Raw genomic sequence first — 893 nt, forward strand, 5'->3', positions numbered from 1 at the left:
TAGGGTCCGTCTGAAAACTTTATTTCAGGCGAATCAGAATCGCCGCCAAGTAAACGCGTTCTAAATAAACGTGAGCTAACTTGTCATAGCGGGTCGCAATTCGCCAGAAGTTCTTCAGTTGATTGAAGAAGTTTTCAATTAAGTGCCGTTCACGATACACGTAGTAGTCCACCGGCCATTTCTCTTTAGCGTTACTCTTGGGCGGAATGGTATAGGTGCCTTCCTCAGCTTCCAAGTATTGGCGAAAAGCCTCACTGCCATAGGCTTTATCCGCAATCACATTGACGCCGGCAATTTTTAACTGACTGATTAAGGGTTGCGCAACTTGACTGTCGTGAACTTGACCACCCGTGAGGATCATTTTGAGCGGGTTCCCCAGGCCATCAACGACGACATGAATTTTGGTCGTGAGGCCCCCGGCACTGCGGCCGATCGCTTGATTTTCTACTGTGCAGCGGGATTTTTTTGAGCCCCAGTGCCCTTTTGATGGACCCGAATGGTCGTCGAGTCCAGGCTGACATTTTCCATGTCGGGATCGTCGTCCTCACAAATGATTTTGAAGATCTGTTCGAAGAGACCACTATCCGTCCACTTTCGGAACCGGCTATAAACGGTTCTCCAAGAACCAAACTCGGTAGGCAAGTCTCGCCAGGGTGAGCCGACCTTGAGTTGCCAGAGCACGGCATTTAAAGCCGCTCGATTACTTAACTTGGGTGGTCGACCAGTGGTATAGGCGGGAAAGAGCTTTTCAATTTGCTGCCACTTTTCATCAGAGATGGCGTGTCGATTAGTGGTTAATGGAGGCTTAGTCATGCGGTGATTCCTCATTTCTTGTTTTTTAACCAGATTATACCGGAACTTTGGCTAAAAAGCTTGTTTTAAGACAGACCCTA

The 893-nt window shown here is 48.2% G+C and carries 1 protein-coding gene; it reads right to left on the minus strand.

Features of this window, described 5'->3' with window-relative positions:
* Nucleotides 1-19 precede the first annotated feature (19 nt).
* Nucleotides 20-777 (minus strand): IS5 family transposase gene (locus tag FD32_RS09855; protein WP_420323867.1). Its coding sequence is split into 2 segments (ribosomal slippage): nucleotides 20-459 and nucleotides 459-777, totalling 759 coding nucleotides; the frame shifts between segments, so codons are not numbered across the junction.
* Nucleotides 778-893 lie beyond the last annotated feature (116 nt).

The sequence above is a fragment of the Limosilactobacillus panis DSM 6035 genome, assembly GCF_001435935.1.
GTDB classification, from domain to species: Bacteria; Bacillota; Bacilli; order Lactobacillales; family Lactobacillaceae; genus Limosilactobacillus; species Limosilactobacillus panis.